The organism is Eudoraea sp. (assembly GCF_049669105.1).
GTDB lineage: Bacteria > Bacteroidota > Bacteroidia > Flavobacteriales > Flavobacteriaceae > Eudoraea.
The window spans coordinates 1-4,602 of the sequence record NZ_JBATKE010000064.1; the positions used below are offsets into that span (position 1 = coordinate 1).

The 4,602-nt window shown below is 34.9% G+C and carries 5 protein-coding genes; all 5 read right to left on the reverse strand.

The annotated features are described in order from the left end of the window. On the reverse strand, window positions 1-568 hold a 568-nt coding region (locus tag WBM60_RS05210), incomplete at its 3' end, for a hypothetical protein (RefSeq protein WP_424282828.1). Window positions 569-706: 138 nt separating this feature from the next. Further along, window positions 707-1,486: a tetratricopeptide repeat protein gene (locus WBM60_RS05215; RefSeq protein WP_424261596.1), complete on the reverse strand. Its 780-nt coding sequence runs from the start codon at window positions 1,484-1,486 to the stop codon at window positions 707-709. Further along, window positions 1,470-1,892, reverse strand: coding sequence for a hypothetical protein (locus tag WBM60_RS05220; protein ID WP_424261594.1), 423 nt, complete (start codon window positions 1,890-1,892; stop codon window positions 1,470-1,472). The genes WBM60_RS05215 and WBM60_RS05220 overlap by 17 nt, the downstream gene beginning before the upstream one ends. Before the next feature lie 244 nt (window positions 1,893-2,136). Then, complete coding sequence (locus WBM60_RS05225; RefSeq protein WP_424277740.1) at window positions 2,137-2,565, reverse strand: hypothetical protein; 429 nt, start codon at window positions 2,563-2,565, stop codon at window positions 2,137-2,139. 73 nt (window positions 2,566-2,638) lie between these two features. Continuing rightward, the gene (locus WBM60_RS05230; RefSeq protein WP_424261598.1) at window positions 2,639-4,489 is read right to left on the reverse strand and encodes a WD40/YVTN/BNR-like repeat-containing protein; all 1,851 of its coding nucleotides are present in this window, start codon (window positions 4,487-4,489) and stop codon (window positions 2,639-2,641) included. Window positions 4,490-4,602 lie beyond the last annotated feature (113 nt).

The following is a 4,602-nucleotide window of genomic DNA, read 5'->3' on the forward strand; positions in this document are numbered from 1 at the left end:
GCTTTGTTGTGCGTAGTTTTTCTACCTCCAATTGGTTTTCAGATAATTCAATAACTTTGAACTTCAACCAATTAAATTTTTTCGGGGAGTTCCATTTTGCATATTCTTCGGGGTCTTTTTCTTTGAATTCCCTTAGACATTCTTGACCCCAAAACATACTTACGATTCCTTCATTTTCATTATAACTCCACGTACCCTTTTCCGTTACAGTAGTAAAACAGATATATGCACTTGTTGTTTGAAATTCACTTTCATTAAATGCTAAAAGGGAAATTTTTGAATGTTTTACTCTAAGTTTGGTATCCGAACTGTTACAACGTTTATAAATCTGTTTTTGAGGCCGCTTTCCGTCTTCACTTCGCTCCATAATCCAACAACCATATAAATCAAACTCCGTAATTGGCTTAACCTGTCCATGTGCTAAGAGTCCAGACACAATAAAAATAAATGAAATAAAGACTGTTCTTTTCATATTAGTTGAAGCATCAAAAATTGCTCCAAAATTACGCACAACGGCTGAGCTATGAACAGTACGGAAGCAAACCAGCGTTTGCTTTCCGCCACGCACATAGCGAAATCTTATTGTTTTGATTTATTTTTCCTTTTCCCTAGCAAAATCCATAAGATTTTGCGGTCTTCATAAAAATACACAAACCTTTCGATTAAGCGCAAAGCCCGTATTGTTTATAGGTTGTGTTGTACACAGTTATTTTCCTAGAGTTTGTTTGAATTCTAATACTTCGGAAAGATAAATTTCATTCAAAAACTCATTGTAAACATCGTCTCGTTTGTAATCAATATTTTCTTCTGTTTTCAGAATATTTTCTGTTGCTTTTTCGATTTGCCCAAGTTTTTGATAAGATTTGGCTATTCCAAAGTAGGATTCAGGTATGTTTTTCGATTGTTTTAATGCTCGTTGAAATTCACTAATTGCTTTTTCGTAATTCCCAAGTTCATATTCACAGAGTCCCAAATAAACAAAACTGTGAATATCTGCCCAGTCCTCTTTTTGGTTCTTGATGTTGCGATTAAATAATTCAATAGCTTTTTGGTAGTCCCTTTTTCCATAATAGCATTCTCCTCTCAAAAAGTCAATGTCCTCTCCCCAAGGCGCATCAACAACGTTTGGTGTAAGGCTATCAAGTCTTGCAAAGTCAATCAAAGCTTTGTCGTAATCCCGCATTTTTCTTAATCTAATCCAACCTCGATAGCCCAAATGCTTTTCTGGTTCTAGTTCTACGGCTTTGTCCAAATACTCGAATCCTTTTTTGAAATCTCCAGCCTTATTAAACGAAACGGAACGCTCCATCCAGGCATCACTATTATCTTGATTTAGCTCAATAGCTTTCTCATAAGCGTGAGCACCTACCAATAAGTCTGATTTTTCGGTATCGGTTCTCGTATTCCACCAAATTGTAATTCCGATTGCTACCAAAAGAATTAAAGAGCCTAAACCAATAAGTAGATATTTAAAAAATTTCTTCAATTTTTCCGTTTTTAATTTTTACCCTGATTAGGTTATAGGTTTTATAATCTTTCTCTCTTTTCCAATCTGTTAGTCCAACTGCAATTCCCTCAAGTTCTTTAGCCAACTCCCCGTTGTTGAATTCCGTATTCTCATAATTTTCGTCGATTTGGAATGTTTCAATGTCGCAGAATTTTCCCGTTTTAGAGATATTAAGTCTCAATGTTATGAATCCGTTACTTGGTGTGATATTAGTTTCGGCTAATTGAATTTCTTTAAAAACCTTTCTCAAAGTTGGGCTTTCTCCCTCAATTCGGCTATTTATCCCATACAACCAATAGGGCTTTGTCTCTTCGTCACATTCATTTTTTTTCTGTGAAAAGGATAAAAGTGTTAAGATTATCAATATGAGTAAACTTTCTTTCATTTTGATATTTGTAAGTTAATTCAAATCTATTTCTTATTTAGGAGTAATGAAAAGGTGAATGAGCAAATCAGCCTTTTCGATTAGTAAACAAGATTTTTCATAATTGTGTACAACGTCTAGGCTATGATTTCGGCTTGAAAAATCGGTTAGATTTTTCGAGTTATGAAATCGAGCCGTTTAAAAGTAAGAATTTTCGTAGAACAACGAAAAGCAAGCTGAATTATAGCCAGTGTTAGCCGCTGGTTTAATTTTTCTTTTTAATCAATCCGTAAATAATATTAATTGGAAATATTATCTGTCCAACGATCATTAGCAAAACAATCAGAGTAATAATTAAGGTCAGATTAATATTATATTCTAAATTCATTATCTCTATTCGATAAAGTTGATTCAAAATAAGTAGAATTAAGATTCCACCAAAAGTCAGTCCGATATGAATCCAATTCAATGATTTTGATAATTTTCTATTTCCTTTTTGCATTATCCAATATCCAATTCCGATTATTCCAAAAAGTATAGAACTAATCAATGTTAATTGATTCCATCCTATTACATAAAAAGTGTCGTGAACATTGATGTCCAATACTGCGTCTCCACTCAAGATTCCAATCAGCATTATAATAGGAATAGCAAGTAAAAAAATCAGATATGGTTTTTCAATTAGTTTGTTCATTCAACTTGTGGCTAACGTCTAGTATATGGCGCGTTTTAATGCGCTATATACATTGTTATATCTTGTTTTTTTATTAATTCCTCTTAAATATTCCTTTTTGTGATGTACTATAAATTATGCCGTTATTTCCTTCAATTATCCCGAAATTAACTAAGTCAGTTAATCCAATTTTGTGTTCACTCCAAATACTGTCATTTGATTTTAGTAAATAAATTCCTTCGCCAAGGGTACCGCAAATAACTGAATTATCTGACGTAGCACACAATGATGTTACGGTTAAATAGTTATCACCTTCCCTCAACCCAGAATTGAATTCGGTCCAGGTTAAGCCATCGTTAGTTGATTTTCGAATACCATCAGCATATCCACCTGCATAAATTATATTATTCGATTTAGTAAAGGTCCAGGCAAAGAAATTTTCATCAACATTTTTCCAAGTTTTACCTTGGTCATCAGAACGAAGCGTCCCACGAGCAGTACCAGTAAGAAGTGCTCCTCCAGGAGTTTTAATGGCGGTTCTGAAGGTATTTTGTTCAAACATGCCCATGGAATATTTTAACCAATCGTGTCCATCATTAGTGGAATAATATATTCCATCTTCCTGCGCACATGCAACGAGTAATTTTGAATCTAAGGCATACAAAAAAATCATCTCACTTTTTAAATCAGCTATTTGACTCCAATGATCCCCATTATCTTCTGAAGTCAATATCTTTCCATTTTCAGCCATGAGTATTTTTCCACTAGGCAATTGAACCAAACTACCTGTTTCATTTCTAATTTGTTGCCATTCCTTAACTGGAATGTCTGCACGCCAAATGCCTGACTCTCCATTAGCAAATAAGTAGTTGTTATTTTCCATAACCTGAAATACAAACCAATTCTCTATCTCTTTACCTGTTTGTAGCCAACTTTCACCTTTATTGTTTGAAATGAAAATGGAAGAAACATTACTACCAGCGATTACTTGTTGTCTAGATGTTGGCCTAATTAATCGCAACTGTAAATCGTTTAAGCCTGTTGGTAGCCATGTTTGGCCAAGATCCTCAGATTTAAAAACACCCCTGTCCCCAATATTTACTTGATAACCTGTGCTAACAAATAAGGTGTTGTCAATTATAGTTATGTCGCTAACCTTTGTATTCTCAGAAAGACCATTATCAGATTTAATCCAGGTTAGCCCGTCATCCTCAGATTTGAAGATACCACCTCCTGTTATTCTGGCAGCATCTTGAGGATCTCCAACTGAAGCAAATAAGTTTCCATTTAATGCGACAATTCCTGATACAGAAATTGTATCTGGTAATCCACTCACATTTGTAGACCATGATTGTCCATTATCTATTGAGCGATAAAAGCTATCCTCTCCTGTTCCAGATGCAAATATGATTCCTGGTTTAGGATTGAATACTCCTTTTATATTTTCATGTGTAATAGAGGTTTGTTGCCATGTAAGGCCATCATCTTGAGATACAAATACTCCAGCTTGAGATTCTTTGGAAGCCCCCTCACTTAGGAATGTTGTCGAAGTAAAAATTCTCCCATCACCAATTTGGATAATTTTAAAAACGTATACATTATCCTCGAAACCTACATGAGTCCAAGATTCACCTTGATCAATTGACCGAAAGATTCCACCGCGATAAGTACCAACTAGTAACGTGCCAGATTCAGTTACAAGTATTTCCATTGGCATTCCTTTAAAATTTACAAGCTCCCATGTACTACCTAGATCTTCTGATTTGTACAATTCAGAAGCACCTACATAATACGTTCCGTTAGGAGCTTCTGCAAAGCATCCTATTCGGGCAGATATGGGAGCAGGTAATTTTTCCCATTCGGTCTCATGATATTGTTCTTGACAACCAGATAAAATGAGAATACTGAAAATAAAAAATGGTATTTTAATAATATGCTCTTTCATTTCAAATAAGATATAACGTGTTGGCTATGATTTGGCGGGTTCTGGATGGCGAGCTTTTAGTGCGGATCTCGCGATTTATTGCGAGAAATTAGCGTTTGCAAGGCGAGCCATTT

Excerpts from the sequence above, each read along its gene's own strand:
- WBM60_RS05220 (WP_424261594.1), bottom strand. The coding sequence starts at position 1,892 with ATGAAAGAAAGTTTACTCATATTGATAATCTTAACACTTTTATCCTTT.
- WBM60_RS05225 (WP_424277740.1), bottom strand. The coding sequence starts at position 2,565 with ATGAACAAACTAATTGAAAAACCATATCTGATTTTTTTACTTGCTATT.
- WBM60_RS05230 (WP_424261598.1), bottom strand. The coding sequence starts at position 4,489 with ATGAAAGAGCATATTATTAAAATACCATTTTTTATTTTCAGTATTCTC.